The 19993-nt window shown below is 73.8% G+C and carries 19 protein-coding genes; 10 read left to right on the forward strand and 9 right to left on the reverse strand.

Features of this window, described 5'->3' with window-relative positions; translation table 11 throughout:
- Positions 1 to 48 precede the first annotated feature (48 nt).
- From CLV28_RS11425 to CLV28_RS11440, 4 genes are read left to right on the forward strand one after another with little or no spacing between them, the layout of a single operon-like run.
- A complete protein-coding gene (locus CLV28_RS11425; RefSeq protein WP_100423425.1) occupies positions 49 to 513 on the forward strand; it encodes a DUF6457 domain-containing protein in 465 nt (154 codons plus the stop codon).
- A gap of 1 nt (position 514) precedes the next feature.
- The gene (locus CLV28_RS11430) at positions 515 to 751 is read left to right on the forward strand and encodes a MoaD/ThiS family protein (protein WP_100423494.1); all 237 of its coding nucleotides are present in this window, start codon (positions 515 to 517) and stop codon (positions 749 to 751) included.
- Between the two features lie 7 nt (positions 752 to 758).
- On the forward strand, positions 759 to 1451 hold the full coding sequence (gene narI / locus CLV28_RS11435) for a respiratory nitrate reductase subunit gamma (RefSeq protein ID WP_100423426.1): 693 nt from the start codon (positions 759 to 761) through the stop codon (positions 1449 to 1451).
- Positions 1452 to 1490: 39 nt separating this feature from the next.
- Complete coding sequence (locus CLV28_RS11440; RefSeq protein WP_308440368.1) at positions 1491 to 3236, forward strand: 4Fe-4S dicluster domain-containing protein; 1746 nt, start codon at positions 1491 to 1493, stop codon at positions 3234 to 3236.
- Between the two features lie 173 nt (positions 3237 to 3409).
- Here CLV28_RS11440 and CLV28_RS11445 read toward each other — a convergent pair whose 3' ends face one another.
- Positions 3410 to 3919: a MogA/MoaB family molybdenum cofactor biosynthesis protein gene (locus tag CLV28_RS11445; protein ID WP_100423495.1), complete on the reverse strand. Its 510-nt coding sequence runs from the start codon at positions 3917 to 3919 to the stop codon at positions 3410 to 3412.
- A 229-nt stretch (positions 3920 to 4148) separates the two neighbouring features.
- On the opposite strand from CLV28_RS11445, the gene CLV28_RS11450 reads away from it, so the two are divergent.
- The 3 genes from CLV28_RS11450 to CLV28_RS16290 all read left to right on the forward strand — a co-directional run bounded on the left by CLV28_RS11450 (position 4149) and on the right by CLV28_RS16290 (position 7892).
- Positions 4149 to 4577, forward strand: coding sequence for a TOBE domain-containing protein (locus CLV28_RS11450; protein ID WP_100423428.1), 429 nt, complete (start codon positions 4149 to 4151; stop codon positions 4575 to 4577).
- A gap of 68 nt (positions 4578 to 4645) precedes the next feature.
- Positions 4646 to 5401, forward strand: coding sequence for a molybdate ABC transporter substrate-binding protein (modA, locus tag CLV28_RS11455; protein ID WP_244900157.1), 756 nt, complete (start codon positions 4646 to 4648; stop codon positions 5399 to 5401).
- A 73-nt stretch (positions 5402 to 5474) separates the two neighbouring features.
- Positions 5475 to 7892, forward strand: a complete 2418-nt coding sequence (locus tag CLV28_RS16290) for an ABC transporter permease (RefSeq protein WP_203968055.1) — start codon at positions 5475 to 5477, stop codon at positions 7890 to 7892.
- A 12-nt stretch (positions 7893 to 7904) separates the two neighbouring features.
- Here the strand turns inward: CLV28_RS16290 and CLV28_RS11470 are convergent, their stop codons facing one another.
- The 5 genes from CLV28_RS11470 to CLV28_RS11490 are packed head-to-tail and all read right to left on the reverse strand — an operon-like array spanning position 7905 to position 13413.
- Positions 7905 to 9143, reverse strand: a complete 1239-nt coding sequence (locus tag CLV28_RS11470) for an AGE family epimerase/isomerase (protein WP_100423430.1) — start codon at positions 9141 to 9143, stop codon at positions 7905 to 7907.
- Between the two features lie 34 nt (positions 9144 to 9177).
- On the reverse strand, positions 9178 to 10362 hold the full coding sequence (locus tag CLV28_RS11475; RefSeq protein WP_100423431.1) for an ABC transporter permease subunit: 1185 nt from the start codon (positions 10360 to 10362) through the stop codon (positions 9178 to 9180).
- On the reverse strand, positions 10359 to 11111 hold the full coding sequence (locus tag CLV28_RS11480; protein ID WP_100423432.1) for an ATP-binding cassette domain-containing protein: 753 nt from the start codon (positions 11109 to 11111) through the stop codon (positions 10359 to 10361). The genes CLV28_RS11475 and CLV28_RS11480 overlap by 4 nt, the downstream gene beginning before the upstream one ends.
- Positions 11108 to 12232: a substrate-binding domain-containing protein gene (locus CLV28_RS11485; RefSeq protein ID WP_157802620.1), complete on the reverse strand. Its 1125-nt coding sequence runs from the start codon at positions 12230 to 12232 to the stop codon at positions 11108 to 11110. Before CLV28_RS11485 ends, CLV28_RS11480 begins: the two co-directional genes overlap by 4 nt.
- On the reverse strand, positions 12229 to 13413 hold the full coding sequence (locus tag CLV28_RS11490) for an ROK family transcriptional regulator (protein ID WP_100423434.1): 1185 nt from the start codon (positions 13411 to 13413) through the stop codon (positions 12229 to 12231). The genes CLV28_RS11485 and CLV28_RS11490 overlap by 4 nt, the downstream gene beginning before the upstream one ends.
- A gap of 297 nt (positions 13414 to 13710) precedes the next feature.
- Between CLV28_RS11490 and CLV28_RS11495 the strand changes: the two genes are divergently transcribed.
- From CLV28_RS11495 to CLV28_RS11505, 3 genes are all read left to right on the forward strand, one after another.
- A complete protein-coding gene (locus tag CLV28_RS11495; protein ID WP_100423435.1) occupies positions 13711 to 15006 on the forward strand; it encodes an ABC transporter substrate-binding protein in 1296 nt (431 codons plus the stop codon).
- Positions 15007 to 15165: 159 nt separating this feature from the next.
- The gene (locus tag CLV28_RS11500; protein ID WP_100423436.1) at positions 15166 to 16065 is read left to right on the forward strand and encodes a carbohydrate ABC transporter permease; all 900 of its coding nucleotides are present in this window, start codon (positions 15166 to 15168) and stop codon (positions 16063 to 16065) included.
- Positions 16065 to 16964 carry a carbohydrate ABC transporter permease gene (locus tag CLV28_RS11505; protein WP_100423437.1) on the forward strand — a complete coding sequence of 300 codons (900 nt, stop codon included), beginning with the start codon at positions 16065 to 16067 and terminating at the stop codon, positions 16962 to 16964. The genes CLV28_RS11500 and CLV28_RS11505 overlap by 1 nt, the downstream gene beginning before the upstream one ends.
- 264 nt (positions 16965 to 17228) lie before the next feature.
- Here the strand turns inward: CLV28_RS11505 and CLV28_RS11510 are convergent, their stop codons facing one another.
- From CLV28_RS11510 to CLV28_RS11520, 3 genes are all read right to left on the reverse strand, one after another.
- Entirely contained in the window at positions 17229 to 17645 is a 417-nt protein-coding gene (locus CLV28_RS11510; RefSeq protein ID WP_157802621.1) for a hypothetical protein, read from the reverse strand.
- 353 nt (positions 17646 to 17998) lie between these two features.
- Entirely contained in the window at positions 17999 to 18967 is a 969-nt protein-coding gene (locus CLV28_RS11515) for a sulfite exporter TauE/SafE family protein (RefSeq protein ID WP_100423439.1), read from the reverse strand.
- A gap of 437 nt (positions 18968 to 19404) precedes the next feature.
- Positions 19405 to 19863 carry an RrF2 family transcriptional regulator gene (locus CLV28_RS11520; RefSeq protein ID WP_100423440.1) on the reverse strand — a complete coding sequence of 153 codons (459 nt, stop codon included), beginning with the start codon at positions 19861 to 19863 and terminating at the stop codon, positions 19405 to 19407.
- Between the last annotated feature and the right edge of the window lie 130 nt (positions 19864 to 19993).

Raw genomic sequence — 19993 nt, forward strand, 5'->3', positions numbered from 1 at the left:
TGCTCCCAAGGGGTCGTGCCCGGTCGACGCACAGCGAGGAGGAGTCCTGTGAGAGAGCTCGAACGGTGGGTCGAGGCGCTCGCCGAGGCGTTGGGGGTCGACCCCGACGCGGTCGACGTCGACGGCGTGCTGGACCTCGCGAAGGACGCCGCGCACCAGGTCGTGCGCCCGGCCGCGCCCGTGTCGACGTTCCTGGCGGGGTGGGCTGCGGCGACCGCGGTCGCCGCGGGCGAGGACCCCGAGCTCGCGGTCGAGGAGGCGCTCGACAAGGCCTCGACGCTCGCGCTCGACTGGTCGTCCGACCTCGACGACGATGACGATGACGACAGCGACCGCGACAGCGACAGCGATGCCGACGGCGATGTCGCCGCTGGTGTCGACGGCGCCGACGACACCGGCGGGGACACAGGCGACACACCCGGCGTGCCCGACGGCGTCCTGCCCGACGACCTCGCGACCGCCGACCTGGACGACGACCTCGCGGACGACGACCTCGACGGCGGTGCTCGCTGACGTGGCCCAGGTCCGCTACTTCGCCGGGGCGCGCGACGCCGCGGGGACGCCGTCCGAGGCTGTGGACGCCCCGACGCTCGGCGCGCTCCTGACGGACGTCACCACGCGCCGTCCGCGGCTGACCGAGGTGCTCCCCCGCTGCTCGGTGCTCGTCGGCGGGGTGCGCACCACCGACCCGGCCGCGCCGCTCGGCGCCGACGTCACCGTCGACGTCCTGCCGCCGTTCGCCGGGGGCTGACCGGCCGATGACGAGCGCGACCGACGTGCTGCTGTGGGGCGTGCTGCCCTACGTGAGCTTCGTGCTGCTCGTCGCAGGGACCGTCTGGCGCGCCCGCCGCGACCGCGCGAGCTGGTCGGCCCGACCGACCGGCCTCGCCGAGGCACGACTGCTGCGCTGGGGCTCGCCGCTGTTCCACTACGGGATGCTCGCGGTCGTGCTCGGTCACGTCGCGGGCCTCGCGGTTCCCGCGTCGTGGACCGCGGCCGCCGGCGTCACGGACCACGCCTACCACCTGGCCGCGACCTGGTTGGGCACGGTCGCCGCGGCGGCCACGATCGTGGGCCTCGTGATCCTGCTGTACCGGCGTGCCACGGTGCCACGCGTGCGGACGGCGACGACCCGGGGCGACGTCGTGATGCTCGTGCTGCTCGTCACGTCGGTCGTCGTGGGCACGTGGGCCACGGTGCAGCTGCAGCTCGTCGACGGCGGGTACGACTACCGCACGACCGTCTCGCCGTGGTTCCGCGGCCTGTGGCTGCTCCAGCCCGACCCGTCGCTCATGCACGGCGTGCCGTTCGTGCTCGGCCTGCACGTCGTCGCGGCGCTCGTGCTGTTCGCGCTGTGGCCCTTCACCCGGCTCGTGCACGCGTTCGTCGCGCCCGTCCCGTACGTCGCCCGGCCGTACGTCGTGTACCGCTCGCGCGGGGGTGCTGCATGAAGGTGGATGTCTCATGAGAGTCGATGCCTCGTGAAGGTCATGGCGCAGATGGCGATGGTCATGCACCTCGACCGCTGCATCGGGTGCCACACGTGCTCGGTCGCGTGCAAGCAGGTGCAGTCGACCGCCGAGGGCCTCGAGTACGCGTGGTTCAACAACGTCGAGACCCGGCCCGGGCGCGGCTACCCGCACGCCTGGGACGAGCGCGAGGCCACGGGCGCCGGGTGGGTGCGCGCGTCGTCCGGCACCCTGCGCCCGCGTGGCGGCGGACGGCTCGCGTCGCTCGCCCAGATCTTCGCGGCGCCCGGGACGCCCGTGCTCGCCGCGTACGACGACCCGGTCGCGGAGGCGCTGCGGTCGCGCGTCGCGGGGCCCGCACCCGAGACCATGGGCGGGGCCCGGGGCCCCGAGCCCGTCCGCTCGCCCGCGCCGCGCGACTCGGTCGCGGACGACGCGGTGCTGGCCCACCTGTCGGAGCACGTCACGGCCGACCTGGCCGAGACGTTCTCGTTCTACCTCCCCCGGTTGTGCGAGCACTGCCTCAACCCGGCGTGCGTCGCCGCGTGCCCGTCGGGCGCGATGTACAAGCGCGTCGAGGACGGGATCGTGCTCGTCGACCAGCACGTGTGCCGCGGCTGGGCACGGTGCGTGCCCGCGTGCCCGTACAAGAAGGTCTACCTCAACCCCGTGACGGGCAAGGCGACCAAGTGCACGCTGTGCGTCGAGCGCATCGAGGCGGGCGAGCCGACGCTGTGCTCCGACACCTGCGTGGGGCGGCTGCGGTACATCGGGCTCGTGCTGTACGACGCCGACAAGGTCGAGGCCGCCGCGGCCGTCGCCGACCCGCACGACCTCCTCGACGCGCAGCGCGACGTGATCCTCGACCCGAACGACCCCGACGTCGTCGCCGCGGCCGAGCGGTCGGGGATCCCCGAGGAGTGGGTCATGGCCGCGCAGTGGTCGCCGATCTGGCAGCTCGTGTCGAGGTTCCGCGTCGCGCTGCCCCTGCACCCCGAGTACCGCACGCTCCCCATGGTCTGGTACGTGCCGCCGCTGTCGCCCGTGGTCGACGTCGTCGCCGCGACGGGCGCCGACGGCGAGGACTTCGCAACCCTCGCCGCCGCGTTCGAGCAGCTCGCGGGCCCGGTCGACTACCTCGCCGAGATGTTCGCCGCGGGCGCGCGCGAGCCCGTGACCGAGGTGCTGCGGCGGCTCGCCGCGGTGCGCGCGGTCACTGCAGGGTCGTCGGGGTCGTCGGGGTCCTCCGGTGCTGGCGCGTCGGGTGCTGGTGCGTCGGGTGCGGCAAGTCCCGGGCCGACGACGTCCGCCCGGCCTGCGCGCGGACGGCGCGGCGGCCCCGACCCGGCCGTGGCCCGTGCGGTCGGCCTCGACCCGGGCGAGCTCACGGAGTTGCACCAGCTGCTGACCAAGGCCGACTACGCCGACCGCAACGTGATCCCCGAGGCGTACGCCGCGTCCGCGCAGGCGCTCGCCGAGCTCGGCTGCTCGCTCGACGAGGACGGCGGGCCGGGCATGGGGGCCGCCGCTCCCCCGGGCGCCGGTCCTGCAGTTGTTGCTCCTGCTGGCGGCGGTCCGGCTGCCGGCGGTCCGGCTGGCGATGGTCCTGCTGCCGGGACGGTCGAGGCGACGCGCGGCGGCCGGTTCAACCTCCTCGGCTGGACGGGCCGCGGCCGCCCGCACCAGCTCTTCCCGGCCCCCGCGCCCTCGCCAGCCCGCCCAGCGTCGCCGTCCCACCCACCGTCGCACCCACCGTCGCCGAAGTAGAACTGAGCGCGCGAGATAGAACGTCGGACGTTCAATCTCGCGCGCTCAGCTCTATCTCGGCGCCCCCACGTCAGTGTCGGACGACGCGGGCCGGGGTCCGTACGGGCGACGCGGCGGGTGGTCGGGCAGCCGGTGTCGGGCAGCCGGTCGTCGGGCAGTCAGTGGTCCGCGGGTCAGTGGTCGCTGCCATCGAGCTGCGCGACCAGGTGCGGCAGCAGCGGGAGCAGCACGTCGAGCCCGTCGCGAACCCCACCGGTCGACCCGGGCAGGTTCACGACGACCGCCCGCTGCGGCGCTCCGGCGGGCAGGGACACGGGCGGCGCCACGGCGATGCCCGCGAGCCCGCGCGAGAGCACCGCGGTCGGCACGTGCTCGGCGCCCCGTCGGCGAATCGCCTCGGCGACCCCGGGCAGCTCCGCCACGAGCAGCTCGCGCGTGCCCTCAGGTGTCAGGTCCCTCGGCGTCACGCCCGTGCCCCCGGTGGTGAGCACCACGCGCGCTCCCCCGGCCAGGGCATCGGCCAGGGCATCGCGGACCGCGGTGACGCCGTCCGGCACGAGGGTGTGCGTCACCGTGAACCCCGCCGCGCGCAGGCCCTCGACGAGGATCGGGCCGCTGCGGTCCGCGGCCTCGCCGCGCGAGCAGCGGTCCGAGACGGTCACGACGTGCGCGCGGGTGCTCATGCGCCCACCGTAGCGGCGGGTCGCCACGGCGCGAGCGTCACGTTCCGGCCCTGTCCCGCCGCCCCGCAGGCCCGCAGGCGTCCCCTCGCGCCCGCACCCGCCACCGCGCGCCCCCGAGCGTCACCTTCTGGCCCGTTCCTGCGGCCAGGAAGGGGCCAGAACGTGACGCACACGGGCCAGGGGAACGCGACCCTCCCAGAACCGCAGGTGCGTTGCTAGACTTCCGACCATGCCGGAGCCACGGTCTGACAACCGCCCCACGTACCGCATCAGCGAAGCCGCGAGCCTCCTCGGGGTCAGTGACGACACCGTCCGCCGCTGGGTCGACGTCGGGACGCTCCCCGCCGCCAAGGACGCCGCCGGGCGCCTCGCCGTGGACGGCGCCGACCTCGCCGCGTACGCGGCCGCGCAGACCGCCGCGACCCCCGACCCGTCCGGGATCGCCCGATCGGCACGCAACCGGTTCGTCGGCATCGTGACGGCCGTCGAGTCCGACCGCGTGATGTCGCAGGTCGAGATGGTGTGCGGCAGGCAGCGCGTCGTGTCGCTCATGAGCACCGAGGCCGTGCACGAGCTCGGCCTCGTGCCCGGCAGCCTCGCGGTCGCGGTCGTCAAGGCCACGACCGTGATCGTCGAGACCCCGGGCGGTGCCGCATGAGCCGGCCCCGGTCCGCCCCGCCCCACCGGAGGTCGGCGCGCCGCGCCGCCGCCGGGACTACCGCGACCTTGCCCGCCGCTGCCTTGCTCGCGCTCACCCTCGCGGGGTGCGCGACGTCGTCCGACACCCCGGCGACCGCGACCGCGGGCCCCGCCGACCGCACCCTGACCGTGCTCGCCGCGGCGTCGCTGCGCGACGTCTTCACCGAGCTCGGCGACGAGTTCGAGGACACGCACCCGGGCGTCACGGTCCGGCTGTCGTTCGCGGGGTCGAACGACCTCGCCGACCAGGTGCTCGCCGGCGCTCCGGCCGACGTCCTCGCGACCGCCGACGAGGCGACCATGGCGCGCGTCGTCGACGCGGGCGACGCCGAGCAGCCGACCCTGTTCGCGTCGAACGCGCTCGTCGTGGTCGTGCCGCCCGACAACCCGGCAGGCATCACCGGCTGGACCGACCTCGCCGACCCCGACGCCAAGGTCGTGATCTGCGCCGTCGCGGTCCCGTGCGGCACCGCGACCGCGCAGGTCGAAGCGTCCGCGGGCGAGGTCCACGCCGTGAGCGAGGAGGCGTCCGTGACCGACGTGCTCGCCAAGGTCACCTCGGGCGAGGCCGACGCGGGCGTCGTCTACGGCACCGACGCCGCGCTCGCGGGCGACGACGTGCGCGTCGTCCCCACGCCCGAGACCGCCGACGTCGTCAACCGCTACCCGATCGCGCTCCTGCCGACCGCCGACGACGCCGCGCTCGCGGGCGAGTTCGTCGCGCTCGTGACGGGCACCGTCGGCCGCGAGGCCCTCGCCGCGGACGGGTTCGGCGCGCCGTGACGTGGCCCTCGGCGCGACCGCGCGCCACGTCCTGGTGCCCTGCACCCGTGCGCCCCGCGACCCGGCGTCCCTGATGCGCGGCCTGCCCCGCTGGGTCGTCGCGCCCGCGCTGCTCGGGGCGCTGTTCGTCGTCGTCCCGGTGGTCGCGATGGTCGCCCGGCTCGACCTGTCGGACGACGCAACCGGCCACGGTGGCCTGGCGCGGCTCTGGTCCCTGCTGACCTCGCCCACGGCAGGTGCAGCGCTCGGGCTGTCGCTGCGCACGGCGCTCGTCGCGACCGCGCTGTGCGTGCTGCTCGGGGCGCCGATGGCGCTCGTGCTCGCCCGGACCACGTTCCCCGGGCAGCGGCTCGTGCGCTCGCTCGTGCTGCTGCCGCTCGTGCTGCCGCCCGTCGTCGGCGGGCTCGCGCTGCTGCACACGTTCGGTCGCCGCGGGCTGATCGGCGAGCACCTCGAGGTGCTGGGCGTCGAGATCGCGTTCACGACCGCCGCGGTGGTCATGGCGCAGACGTTCGTGGCGCTGCCGTTCCTCGTGCTCTCGCTCGAGGGCGCCCTGCGCACGCACGACACGCGCTACGAGGACGTCGCCGCGACCCTCGGCGCCCGACCCACCACGGTGCTGCGCCGGGTCACGCTGCCGCGCGTGCTGCCCGGGCTCGCGAGCGGTGCGGTGCTCGCGTTCGCGCGCGCGCTCGGCGAGTTCGGCGCGACCATCACGTTCGCCGGCGCGCTCCAGGGCGTCACGCAGACGCTGCCGCTCGAGATCTACCTGCAGCGCAGCGCCGACCCGGACGCCGCGATCGCGCTGTCACTGCTGCTCGTGCTGGTCGCGGTCGTCATCACGGCGGGCGTGCACGGGCGCGGGCCGTCGGGGCGAGGCACCCCGGCGAGCGGACGGGCGAGCGGACGGGCGAGCGGACGGGCGAGCGAGCGGGCGGACGCACGGGGGCGGCGTCCGGGCACGGACGAGGATGACGCCGTCGGCACCCGCCCGAGCAACGTGCCGCACCCGCACCGCGCGTCGAGCGCCGTCCCGACCCGTGGCTCCGCCCCTGCTCCGGCTCCGGCTCCGGCTCCCGCTCCGACCCCTGCCCCGACCGCGCTGCGGGTCAAGGTGCGCGTCCCCGGCCGCGACGTCGTCGTGCACCTCGACGTCGCGCCGGGCGAGGTCGTCGCGGTGCTCGGACCCAACGGCGCCGGGAAGTCGACGCTGCTGCAGGCGGTCGCGGGCGTGCTCCCCCGGTCCCGCCACGACGACGTGCGGCTCGTGCTCGACGGCGCCGCCCCGCCGTCCGCCCCGCACCGCCGCCGGGTCGCGTGGCTCAGCCAGCGCCCGTTGCTGCTCGACCACCTGCGCGTGCTCGACAACGTCGCTTTCGGGCCGCGGGCCCGGGGTGCGAGCCGGCGCGAGGCACGTGCCGCCGCCCGCGAGGCGCTCGTCGCGGTCGGCGCGGAGCACCTCACGGACCGCCGACCCGGGGCGCTCTCGGGCGGGCAGGCGCAGCGGGTCGCGATCGCGCGAGCCCTTGCGACGGACCCGCGTGTCGTGCTGCTCGACGAGCCGCTCGCGTCGCTCGACGTCGAGGTCGCGCAGGCGGTGCGCGCCACGCTGCAGGCCGCGCAGGCGGCGCGACCCCGCACGACGCTCCTAGTCACCCACGACCTGCTCGACGTGCTGCTCCTGGCCGACCGGGCCGTCGTCCTCGACCACGGTCGCGTCGTCGAGGACGCCCCCGCGCGCGAGCTCCTGACCCGACCGCGCTCGGCGTTCGCGGCCCGCCTCGCGGGCGTCAACCTCCTGACGGGCACCGCCACCGAGCCCACCAGCCCCACCCGGCCCACCAGCCCCACCGGACCCACCAGCCCCACCGCCGAACGCAACGTTGCGCACGCTGAGACGACAGATCTGGTGCAGAACGTTGCGTTCGGCCGTGGGAGTGGCGGCAGGGCCGGGGGTGGCGGCGGAACCCTCGTCGGGACGGGGAGGGTCGACGACGGCGCCCCCGCGGTCGCGGTGTTCTCGCCCGCGGCCGTCGCCGTGCACCGCGAGCGCCCGCACGGGAGCCCGCGCAACGTGCTGCCCGTCCGCGTCGTGGCCCTCGAGCCGCACCTGTCGCTCGTGCGCGTGCGCGCCGAGCTCGTGCATGACGAGACCATCGCCCCGTCGGACGTCGCCGGGCCGGCAACCACCGTCCCCGCGGACGCTGTCGGGCCGGCAACCACCTCCCCCGCGGACGCCGCCGGGCCGGCAACCACCGTCCCCGCGGACGCCGTCGGGCCCGTCCCGTCCGCGCCCCGCGCCCCGTCGGACGCCACACCGCAGGAGGCCGCCCCACAGGACCCCGCACCGCAGGATCCCGCACCGCAACACCCCGCCCCGTCCCTCGCCGCCGACCTGACCCCCGCCGCCGTCGCCGACCTGGGCCTCGCGCCGGGCGACCGGGTGTGGTTCGTGGTCAAGGCTGCCGAGGTGCAGGTCTACCCGGCGTAGGCGTCGGGCGCGTCAGTCCCAGGCGCCCGCGCCGTCGCGCGCCGACGCGGCGAAGCTCCCGCGCAGCGGCAGGTCGGCGACGAGCAGCGCCTGCACCGCGTGGTAGACGTCGGGCTTGCCGCGCCACACGTCGGCCGCGGGCTGGTTGTCGGCGTCGAGCTCGTGGCGCCACGACCCGCGCTCGGCGTCGACGAGCACGGCGTCGATCCACGCCCACCAGGCGTCGACGAGCGCGGCGTAGCGCTCCTCGCCGGTCACGGTCGCGAGCACGGACGCGGCGGCGACGGCCTCGGCGGCGACCCAGTGGAAGCGCCGCGCGACCACGGGCGTCCCGGACCAGTCGGTCGTGTAGACGAACCCGCCGTGCTCGGCGTCCCAGCCGTCGGCGAGCGCGCGCTCGAACAGCGCGACCGCCGCGTCGGTGCGGCGTCCAGGAGTGCCGGCCGCGACGTCGGTCTGCAGCAGCAGACGCGCCCACTCGAACCCGTGGCCGGGCGTCGCGCCGTAGGGGGTGAACTGGTCGTCGGGCTGGTCGGCGTGGTGCTCGAGGTCGGGCTCCCAGGTCGCGGTGAAGTGCTCGGGGATGCGCCAGTCGTTGCCCTCGGCCCACGCGACGACGCGGTCGCCGACGCCGGCGGCGCGGTCGAGCCAGCGCGCGTCGTCGGTCGCGTCGTACGCGGCGAGCATGGCCTCGACGCCGTGCATGTTGGCGTTGACCCCGCGGTAGTCGGACGCCGTGGTGAACCCTTCGTCCCAGGCGTCGAGCAGGAGCCCGGGGTCGGCCTCCCAGAACCGCTCGTCGAGCGTCGTGAGCGCCTCGGCGAGCAGCTCGCGCGCGCCCGGGATCCCGGCGACGCTGCCGGTCGAGGCCGCGAGCACGACGAATGCGTGCGCGTACGCGGCCTTGGTGCCGTCGTCCGTGCCCGACTCTCCCGCCCCGGGGACGCCGCGCGCGGCGTACCAGCCGCCGTGCGCGTCGTCGTGCAGGACGCCGGTCAGCCCGGCGAGCGCACGGGCCGCCCGGTCCGTGCTGCCGTCCACCCCGAGCAGCGCGCCGAGCGCGAAGGTGTGCGCCATGCGGCTCGTGATCCAGGTGTGCACGGGCTGCGCGGGGTCGAGGCCGCCGTCGTCGTCGAGCCAACCCGCCCCGCCGTCCGGCAGGAGGGAGCCGGCGCCGAACTCGAGGAGTCCGCGGACCTGGGTGCTGCGCCAGGCCGGGCCGAGCCCGGCGGCGTCGTCGTGCGTCGTCATCGCCCCACCGTACGTCGGGCGGGGGGCGCGTCCGCTACTCGGGTCGGCGCCCGCGCACGACGGTGTCGATCGTGATGGCCAGCGCGAGCACCGCACCCGTGACGATGGACCGGGTCGCGGTGTCGAGGTCGAGCAGCGTGAGGCCGTTCGAGATCGACTGGATCACGAGCACGCCGAGCAGCGCCGACCAGGCGCGCCCGCGCCCGCCGAACAGGCTCGTGCCGCCGATCACGGCCGCGGCGATCGCGGTGAGGAAGATGTCGCCGCCGCCGGTCTCCTGGTTGGCGGCGGCGAGGCGCCCCGCGGCGAGCACGCCGCCGAGCGCCGCGAGCGCCGAGCAGGCGACGAACGCCGAGACGACGGTGCGGCGCACGGGCAGCCCGGCGAGCACCGCGGCGCGGCGGTTGCCGCCGATCGCGTGGACGGCGCGGCCCCAGCGGGTGCGGCGCAGCAGCACGTCGGCGACGGCGACGAGCACGACGAACAGCACGACCGAGTAGCCGACGCCGCGTGCCCCGCCGAGCACCGCGACGACCGTGCAGAGCACCGCGGCGAGCGTGCCGACGTGCAGCGCGGTCGTGGCGGTCGACGCGTACGGGAGGTCGGCGGCGCGGCGGCGTCGGCGGTCCGACCAGCGCGTCGCGGCGAACCCGACGACGACCACGACCACGACGCTCCACGCGAACCAGGTGGGCAGGAACCACGCCTGGCAGAACTTCACGAGCCACGAGTCGAACGGGATGTTGACCGACCCGGCGGGCTCGAGGATCCGCACCTGCACCCCGGCGAGCACGAGCAGCGCCGCGAGGGTCAGCACGAAGCTCGGCAGCCCGAGCCGGGTCACGGCGATCCCGAGCACGAGCCCGACCACGACGCCGACCGCGATCGCGACGAGCACCCCGACCCACAGGGGCCACCCGCCGTTGACGGCGCCCGCGGCGACCACGGCCGCCGCGACCCCGCTGACGGACCCGACCGAGAGGTCGATCTGCCCGACGAGCAGCACGATCACGACGCCGAGCGCGATGACGCCGGTCGAGACGCTCTGCAGGCTCAGGTTGACGAGGTTCTCGCTCGACCAGAACGTGGGGTTGGCGAGGCCGAACCCGATCCAGATGACCACGAGCGCCGCGGCGATGGGCAGGAGCGTGAGCTCGCCCTCGCGCATGCGCCGCAGGACGTCGCCGGGGGTGGGCAGCGGGGCCCGGTCGGCCTTCATCGCCCGCCTCCGCGCCGCACGGGCCGGGCGCCCGTCATGGCCGCGAGGAGGTCCTCGGACGTCGCGGCGTCGGCCTCGAACTCGCCGTTGACGCGCCCCAGCCGCAGCACGACGATCCGGTCGGCCACGGCCTGGACGTCGGACGTCGCGTGGCTGACGAACACGACCGAGTGGCCTCGTTCCCGGAGTCGTTCGACGAGGTTGAGCAGCTCGGCGGTCTGCCGGATCCCGAGCGAGGCGGTGGGCTCGTCGAGCACGACGACGCGCGGGTCCCCGAGCAGCCCGCGCGCGATCGCGACGGTGCGGCGCTGGCCCCCGGTGAGCGCCGCGACGGGCACGCGCACCGACGGGACGCTCGCGCCGAGCTGGTCGAGCAGCTCCCACGCGCGGCGCTCCATGGCGATCTCGTCGAGCAGCGCGCCGCGCACGGGCTCGTGCCCGAGGAACAGGTTCTCGACGACGTCGAGGTTGTCGCACAGCGCGAGCTCCTGGAAAACGGTCGCGATGCCGCGCGCGCGGGCTGCCCCGGGGTCCGCGAACCGCACGGGCTCGCCGTCGACGCGCATCTCGCCCGCGTCGGGCGGGTAGACCCCCGCGAGGACGCCCGCGAGCGTCGACTTGCCCGCCCCGTTGTCGCCGACGACGGCCACGACCTCGCGCGGGTGCACCGCGAGGTCGACGTCGATCAGGGCGCGCGCGGCGCCGAAGCTCTTGGAGACCCGGGAGAGCTCCAGGACGGGGGATGTCATGCGTCGTCCTCCTCGACGAGCCCGAGGTCGCGGCAGGCCGCGAGGTACGGGTCGGTGCAGATCTGCTCGGTGGTGTGCACGCGCCCGTCCACGATCACGCGTTCGACGTCGTCGCGCTCGACGGACGTGGGTGCGAGCACGAAGCTCTTGATGCCGCCGATCACGCCGGGCGCGACCGGGTCCTCGCCGCGCACGACCCGCACGGCGAGCTCGGCCGCGGTGCGGGCCTGCTGCTCGAACGCCTTGTGCACGGTCATGAGCTGGTCGCCTGCGACGACGCGCTGCACGGCGGCGAGCTCGGCGTCCTGCCCGGTCACGGGCGGGACGGGCACGCGGCCGGCGGCGCGCAGCGCGGCGATGGCCCCGCCTGCGGTGCCGTCGTTCGCGGCGACGACCGCGTCGACGCGGCTGCCGAACTGCGTGACCTGGCCGGCGACCCACTCCTGGGCCTTGTCGGGGCTCCAGTCGGGGGTCGCGTACTCGCCGAGGATCTCGACGAGCCTTCCGTGCACCTTGGCGCCGTCGAGCGCGCGGTGCGCCCCGGCGGCGAGCCGGGCCGAGTTCGGGTCGGTCGACGAGCCGCCGACGAGCAGCACGCCGGGACCGTGGCCGTCCTCGCGCGCGGGCTCGGCCTCGAGCTCCGCGAGCACGGCCTCGCCCTGCAGGTAGCCGACGAGCTCGGAGTCGAAGGACACGTAGTAGTCGACCGCGGGGTCGTCGATGTACCGGTCGTACGCGACCACGGGGATGCCGTGCCGCTCGGCCGCGTCGACGATGCTCGTCGCGGCGACGGTGTCGACCGCGTCGAGCACGAGCAGGTCGACGCCGCGCGCGATCATCGACTCGGCCTGCTCCTGCTGGACCGCGGCGTCCTGGTCGGCGTTGGCCGCGAGCACCGTGCACGCCTCGCACCGCTGCCCGACGACGGACTCGAACGCGGGCCTGTCGGTGGCCTCGTACCGGGCGGTCTTGGACTCGGGCAGCAGCAGGCCGATGGTCCCCGCGCCGGGCTCGTCGGGCGCGGGCGTGACGCCCGAGGCGTCGGGGCCGCTGCAGCCCGCGAGGACGAGCACGCCCGCGAGGACGCCCCCGAGCGCGGACGCCCGGCGCGCCGCCCTCACGATCCCACCCCGAGCGCGCCCGCGCTGCGCGCGGCGTCGAGCGCGGCGGCGAGCGCCCCGCGCACCTCGGCGCTCGCCCCGAACTGCGAGGCGACGACCTGCGGCGGCCCGCTCACGCTCGGCACGGTGCGCTGCTCGAGCGCGGTGCGCAGGGGCCCGAGCAGCAGCTCGCCCGCCTCGGCGAGCTGCCCGCCGATCACGACGATCTCGGGGTCGACGATGTTGCACAGGTTCGCGGCGGCGACGCCGAGGTGCTGGCCCGCGTCGAACAGCACGCGCCGGCTGCCGGCGTCGCCGTCGCGGGCGCGCATGATGACGTCGCGCAGGGTGAGGTGCCCGTGGCTCGCGGCGAGCATGTGCAGCAGCACGGGGGCGCCGACGAACGTCTCGAGGCAGCCGCGGTTGCCGCACCGGCAGACCGGGCCGTTCTCGTCGATGGTCACGTGGCCGATCTCGCCCGCGGCGCCGCCGCGCCCGTGCAGCAGCGAGCCGCCGAGCACGATCCCGCCGCCGACCCCGTGCGAGACCCGGACGTACGCGACGGGGTCGTGCCCGGCTCCTGCACCGTGGCGGGCCTCGGCGAGCGCGCCGAGGTTGGCGTCGTTGTCGACGCGCACGGGCACGGCGAGCAGGTCGGTGAGGGTCGCGGCGACGTCGGCGCCGTCCCAGCCGCGCAGGAGCCCGGCGGTCGAGACCTCCCCGGTGCGCACGTCGACGGGCGCGGGCACGCCGATCCCGACGCCGAGCAGCTCGCCCGGGCTGCCGTCGACGGCCGCGATCATCTCCTCGACGAGCATGGCCGCGCGTTCGAGCCCGGCGTCGGCGCGGTGGTCGGGCGCGAGCGGCATGCGCTGCTCCCCGACGACCTGCAGGGACGCGTCGGCGAGCGCGACGCGCATCGAGCGCGTGCCGATGTGCACGCCCGCCACGAGCCCGAGGTTGCGCGCGAGGGTCACGAGCTGGGCGCGTCGTCCGCTGCGGGTCGAGGGGGCGGTCGAGAGCACGCCGGCCTCGACGAGCTCCTTGACGATGTTGGACACGCTGGCCGGGGACAGGCCCGTGATGCCGGCCAGCTCGACCTGCGTGAGGGAGCCACGCTGCTGGACGGCGCCCACGAGGCGGGCCCGGTTGGCCTCACGAAGTGAAGTCTGCGAGCCCGGCGTCACCCGGTCTGTGCGCACAGCGGTCAGGATACACAGCCCGATTCCGCGCCTGCCTGCGCGTTCGTGCCGGACGACGCCCGCGCCGTCCGCCCGGGTCAGCCCGGTCGGACCACGGGTTGCCTCCACGATGTAACGCAACAGTCACGATTGCTGAGTTCTTGTCTTCATTTCTTGACACCAAGAACGAGACCCCCTTAACTGAACACGGGTGAACAGGGACGCACAGGAGCGTCCGGCCACCCGTGCTGGCGACGAGGGCAGGCGACGCAGCACGGCGGCTCCCTCCACACGGCAACGAAGGCGTAGGGAATACCGATGCGCGTCAACTCACGACTCACTGCGACGCTCGCTGGCGTCGCCATCCTCGGACTCGGACTGTCCGCCTGCGGCGGCGACTCCGACGACACCGGCTCGGCCGACGGCTCGGGCGGCGGCGACGCCAGCGAGGTCGAGGTCTTCACCTGGTGGGCCGCAGGCTCCGAGAAGGCCGGCCTCGACGCTCTCGTGAGCGTCTTCAACGAGCAGCACCCCGACACCGAGTTCGTCAACGGCGCCGTCGCCGGCGGCGCAGGCTCGGCCGCGAAGGACCTCCTTCAGTCGCGACTGCAGACCAACGACCCGCCGGACACGTTCCAGGCGCACGCCGGTGCCGAGCTCCAGGACTACATCGACGCCGGCCAGGTCGAGGACGTGAGCGACCTGTACGACGAGTTCGGTCTCACCGACGCGTTCCCGCAGGACCTCATCGACCGCCTCACGGTCGACGGCAAGATCTACTCGATCCCGTCGAACATCCACCGCGCGAACGTCGTCTGGGCCAACCCGACCGTGCTCGAGGACGCCGGCCTCGACCCCGCCGCGACGTACGACTCGATGGACGACTGGTTCACCGCGCTCGACGCCGTCAAGGACTCGGGCAAGACCGCGCTCTCGGTCGCCACGACCTGGACCCAGGTCAACCTGCTCGAGACCGTGCTGCTCTCCGACCTCGGCGCCGAGGGCTACTCGGGCCTGTGGGACGGGTCGACCGACTGGACCGGCGACGACGTCACCGGTGCGCTCGAGGACTTCGAGAAGCTCATGAGCTACACCAACACCGACCGTGACGGCCTCGACTGGCCCGACGCGACCCAGCAGATCATCGACGGCCAGGCCGGCTTCAACGTCATGGGCGACTGGGCCGAGGCGGCGTTCGAGGAGGCCGGCAAGACGGCCCCTGCGGACTACGTGTACTTCCCGGTCCCCGGCACCGACGGCACGTTCGACTTCCTCGCCGACTCGTTCACGCTCCCCGTGGGCGCACCGCACCCCGGCGGCGCCAAGGCGTGGCTCGAGACCGTCGGCTCGCCCGAGGGCCAGGCGGCGTTCAACAAGGCCAAGGGGTCGATCCCGGCCAACACGAACGCCGACACGTCCGACTTCAGCGACTACCAGCAGACGGCCATCGAGTCGTTCGGCAGCGACACGATCGTCTCCTCCCTCGCGCACGGTGCCGCCGTGCCCGTCGCGACGCTGAACGCCGTCTCGGACGCGACCAGCAAGTTCACCACCGGCGCGTCGGACCTCGCGACGTACCAGTCCGAGCTCGCCTCGGCAGTCAGCGGCAGCTGACCTGAGACGACGGGGGCCGGGCCTCTGGCCCGGCCCCCGTCGTCCCGTCCGGACGACACACCTCCGTCCAGACGGCGACCACCCGTCGTCCGACCGCTCGTCGCCCGACGGCCGCAGCCACAGACCAGAAACACCCGGTCCCCGGGAGGAATGACACCGATGAAGAATCGCTTCCGTAGGTTCGGTCCGCCGATCCTGCTCCTCGCCCCGTCGCTGGTCCTCATGGCGGTGTTCGTCTACGGCCTGATCGGCGCGAACTTCCGCACCTCGATCACCGACAACCACACCGCGGGACAGGCGACCGGGCGCCAGCCCGTCTCGACCGTCTGGTTCCAGAACTACGTGGACCTGCTCAAGAGCGAGTCGTTCCAGCACTCGCTGGTCAACCTGGTGCTCTACACGGCGGTGTTCCTCGTCGGGACGCTCGTCATCGGGTTCGTCTGGGCCTGGCTGCTCGACAAGCCCGTCAAGGGCGAGGGCTTCTTCCGGTCGGTCTACCTGTTCCCCATGGCGGTCTCGTTCGTCGCCTCCGGCGTCGTGTGGCGCTGGCTGCTCAACTCCAACCAGGACGAGAGCGCGAGCGGCCTCAACCGCCTCTTCCAGATGGTCGGTCTCGACTTCCTGCAGAACAACTGGTGGAACAACGTCACCTTCGGCATCACGGCGATCGCGATCCCCGCGATCTGGCAGCTCTCCGGGTACGTCATGGCGCTCTTCCTCGCCGGGTTCCGCGGCATCCCCGAGGAGCTGCGCGAGGCGGGCCGCATGGACGGCGCGAGCGAGTGGAAGGTCTACCGCTACGTGATCTTCCCCGAGCTCACGCCCATCGCGCTGTCCGCGCTCATCATCATCGGGCACATGTCGCTCAAGTCCTTCGACCTGATCATGTCGATCTCGAAGCCCGCGAACTACCAGACCAAGGTCCCGGCCGTCGACATGTACGTCTCGAAGTCGAGCTTCGACTACGCCAACGCCGCAGCGATCGGATCGATCCTGCTGATCATCGTCGCGATCGCCGTCGTGCCGTACCTCATCAAGACGAACCGTCAGGAGAAGTGATGACGACCGTCAGCACCCCGGTGCCCGCCCCCGACGTCGCCGGCCGCCCCGTCGACCTCCGTCCGGACCGCCGCCGCGAGAAGTTCACCGTCAAGCGCACCCTGCGCTACGCCGCGCTGCTGCTCGGCGTGCTCCTCGTCCTGATCCCGGTGTACGTGCTCTTCGTGACGAGCTTCAAGGGTGCGGGCGACGCGTCGCCGACGCGCGCGTGGAACCTCCCCACTGCCTGGACCACGCAGAACTGGTCGGACGCGTGGACCGCACTGTCCCCCGCGCTGTGGCGCACGTTCGAGATGGTCATCCCCGCCTCGATCATCGCGGCGTTCCTCGGATCCCTCAACGGCTTCGTGCTCTCGCGCTGGAGCTTCCGCGGCGCGAACCTCGTCTTCACGCTGATCCTTTTCGGGATGTTCATCCCGTACCAGGCCGTGATGATCCCGCTGCTGCAGATCTTCCTCGACGCCGGGATCCCGAGCGGCGTCCCGTCGCTGATCCTGCTGCACGTCATCTACGGCATCCCCATCACGACGCTGATCTTCCGCAACTACTACCAGACGATCCCGCACGAGCTCATCGAGGCAGCCCGCGTCGACGGCGCCGGCATGCTCCGCACCTACTGGTCGATCATCCTGCCGATCTCGATCCCGAGCTTCGTGGTCGTCCTCATCTGGCAGTTCACCTCGGCGTGGAACGACTTCCTGTTCGCGGTGTTCTTCTCCTCGAGCCAGAACGGCCCCGTGACCCTCGCGCTCAACAACCTCGCGAACGGCGCCATGCTCCAGAACTACGGCGTCTCCATGGCCGGGGCCCTGTTCGCCTCGCTGCCGACGCTGATCGTGTACATCATCCTCGGCAAGTACTTCGTGGGCGGGCTCATGTCGGGCTCGGTCAAGGGCTGACCCACCCCGCGGACGACGGACGGCCGGCACCCCTCGGGTGCCGGCCGTTCTCGTCCCCGGGGCCGGACGTGCCCGTCGCCGCGTGGCGGTAGGTGTGGGGGTCTGACGCACGGTCGGCCCGTCCCGTCGCCGCGTGGCGGTAGGTGTGGGGGTCTGACGCACGGTCGGCCCGTCCCGTCGACGCCTGGCGGTGGGTGCGTCGCTCATTGGTTGGCCGCCGTCGGCCTGCCGTCTGCGCTCAGCTCGTGTGGGCGCCGGCAGCGGTCAGCTCGACGAGCCGCCCTGGCCGCCGTCGGTCGACTGGACCGCCGAGGACGCCCCCGTCTCCTGGTTGGTCGTCGCGCCGACCGACGCGCCCAGCGTCCACCCGACGCCGAGCAGCACCGCGCACGTCGCCGTCACGCCGAGCCACCAGAGCCCGTGCCCGCGGCGCCCGGTGGACTCCACCGGCCCGCTCTGCAGCGTGCCCGTGCTCCAGACGTCGACGCTCTCGCGCTCGCCGCTGGCGGCGCTCGCGGTCGACATGAACGACGGCTCGGCGGAGAGGGGAGCGAACGACGGCGGGGTGGCGACCTGAGTGCCCGCGGCCGACGTCGTTCCCGGCCATGCGACGTCCGAGCGCGGCGCGAAGGCCTGCGGAGCGAACGAGGGCGGCGTGGACTCCGTCGTGCCGGTGGTCATGGGGTGGAGCGTCGTCATGGTCGGTGATCCCTGTCGTCGAGCGGTGGACCGACCTCGTCGTCGTGCCTCCATTCTCCGGGAGCGCGCGGGGCCACGCTCGGGCAGGCCCGACATTCCGGCTGTGAGCCTCGACTCGTGCCCACGGCAGACAGGATCGCCGGCGACGCCGCCGCCACGGGCACCGTCGCGTCCGGGCGACGGTCCGCCCCGACACCACACGTCCGGGCGACGACCCGCACGGGCCCCAACCCGCACGGGCTCCGACCGGATCTCCCTACGGCCCGCGCGGGCGACGACGTCAGCGGGCCCCGCACCACGTCGGTGGTGCGGGGCCCGGAGGGAGCGAGCTGAGGTCAGCTGCCGGACGTCGCGACGACGGGCGGCTCGCCCGGCGTCGAACCGGAGGTCGTGAGGGAGGACTTCTCCAGGTCCGACGTCGCAGCCTCGGGGGCGAGCGAACGCTCACGCAGGTGTGCGCGCACCGAGATCGTGACCGCCGCGATCCAGACGACCCAGATCACCGCGTAGGTGCCCCAGAGCAGGAGTCCCGAGGCGTCGATCGCGTCGCTGTGCAGGAGCGTGCGGGTGTTGGTCAGGATGATGACACCGCCCACCGCCGAGCCCAGGACGCGCGGCGGGACCAGACGGACGAGCCAGGCCGCGATCGGCGCTGCCACGAGTCCGCCGGCCAGGAGCGCGAGAGCCCACCGCAGATCGACCCCCGCGCCGCCGAGGCCGACGAGGAATCCGAGGCTTGCGGCGATGGCGACGAGGAACTCGCTCGTGTCGATCGACCCGATGACCTTGCGCGGCTCGAGGCGGCCGCTCGCGAGGATCGCCGGAGTGCCCACCGGGCCCCAGCCGCCGCCACCGGTCGCATCGACGAAGCCGGCGACGAGTCCGAGCGGCCCGAGGAAGCGCTTGCGCAGCGGCTTGCCGAGGTTGCCCGTGGGCAGGCCGCGGAGCGTGAACCGCGCGAGGATGTAGATGCCCAGGCCGAGCAGGATGAGCGACATCACGGGCTTCGCGACGTCGGTCGAGAGCCACGAGAGGAAGGTCGCGCCGGCGAACGCTCCGATCGCACCGGGGACACCGATCTTGAGGACGACCTTCCAGTCGACGTTGCCGAACTTCCAGTGCGAGATCCCCGACGCGAGCGTCGTACCGATCTCCGCGAGGTGAACGGTCGCGGACGCGGCCGCCGGGTTGGTGCCGATCGCAAGGAGCAGCGTCGTCGACGTCACTCCGTACGCCATACCGAGACTGCCGTCGACGAGCTGGGCCCCGAGGCCCACGAGTGCGAGCAGGACGAGAGTGCGCATGACGCTCCTTGAGGACGATGGCCGGAACCCCTCCGACAGTGCGAGGTTACCCAGTTCCCTACTAGGAAACTAGGGTACGCCGCACTCTGAGACCGTGTAACGCGAACGCAGGTACTGGGCCATTCGAGGGATGGCGCTTCCCGCTGACGCCCGACGCCCTGCCAACACCCGGGCGTCGACCCCGAAGCCCCGGCCCCCCGATGCCCGGCGCCCGGCGCCCGGCACTCAGGCACTCAGGCACTCAGGCACTCAGGCACTCAGGCACTCAGGCACTCAGGCACTCAGGCACTCAGGCACTCAGGCACTCAGGCACTCGATCATGCCGAACACGGGGACAGATACCGCCGAGCACGGGGTAAGGCACACACAACTGCCGTTGGCGTGTGCTCAACCCGTGCTCGACGCTGACGATCCCAGCCGGCGCCTTGCGGTCCTGGTCAGGGGTTCTCCCACGAGGCGTCGTCGTCGACGAGCTGCTGGAGATCCACCGGGAGGCGCCCTGCGACGAGGTCCGCGAGGGTCACCCGCTCGAGCACGGCGCGCACGTTGGCACGGAGTGCGACCCACACCGGGAGGAGCGACGACGCCGCACCGTCGTACGTCAGATCGGACGGCCTCTCGCCGCGAACGAAGACGAGGGGGCCATCGACCGCTCGGATGATCGCGGCGAGGGTGACGTCCTCCGGCGGACCGGCGAGCCAGTAGCCTCCGCCGGCGCCGCGCTGGCTGGTCACGAGACCGTCTCTGCGCAACGCCGTGAGGATGCCCTCGAGGAACTTGTGCGGGATCTCCTGCGCGCGGGCCAGCGTCTCTGCGGTCACCGCATGATCCCCTGCCGCGGCCGCGAGCTCTGCTGAGGCGCGGATGGCGTAGTCGGCACGGGCGGAGATCCTCATGCGTCCATCATCCCAGGTGCCTGGGTGGGGGTATGCCAAAGGCCCACCCCGTGTGGGGTGGGCCTTTGGTGAATGGTTGTCCGGCGGCGTCCTACTCTCCCACCCCGTCTCCAGGGCAGTACCATCGGCG

This window comes from Sediminihabitans luteus, from assembly GCF_002797595.1.
Classification (GTDB): Bacteria; Actinomycetota; Actinomycetes; order Actinomycetales; family Cellulomonadaceae; genus Paraoerskovia; species Paraoerskovia lutea.